Here is a 351-nt window from a genome sequence, read left to right as displayed (position 1 = left end):
ACAAGATAAAGTGAAAGACGGTTCTGAAGTTTCTGCGAAAGCGAAAGACCCAGCAGGCAATGAAAGTGCTGAGGCTAAAGGTAATGCGGGCAATAACGCTGCAACACCAGATACCACTGCACCAAGCGCACCGGAAGTGACCCCATCTACCACTGATGGCTCAGTGACTGTGAAAGTGCCAAGTGATGCCCAAACAGGTGATACTGTAGAAGTAACAGTCACCCCTGAAGGTTCTGACACCCCAGAAAAAGTGACCTTGACCAAACAGGCAGACGGCAGCTGGACTTCAGATAAACCTGAAACAGTACCAAGCGTTGAAGCAGGCAAAGACAGCACCACTATTCCACAAGA

Annotated in this window: 1 protein-coding gene; it reads left to right on the top strand. The window is 49.3% G+C overall.

The window, feature by feature from the left end; all coding sequences use genetic code 11:
- A partial coding sequence (locus ACI43T_RS12010) for a hypothetical protein (RefSeq protein ID WP_405387345.1) occupies window positions 1-351 on the top strand: 351 nt, incomplete at both ends.

The sequence above is a fragment of the Neisseria oralis genome (genome assembly GCF_045062685.1).
Classification (GTDB): Bacteria; Pseudomonadota; Gammaproteobacteria; order Burkholderiales; family Neisseriaceae; genus Neisseria; species Neisseria oralis.
Note: the sequence above shows the minus strand (reverse complement) of the source record. Positions and strands in the feature narration are given on the sequence as shown.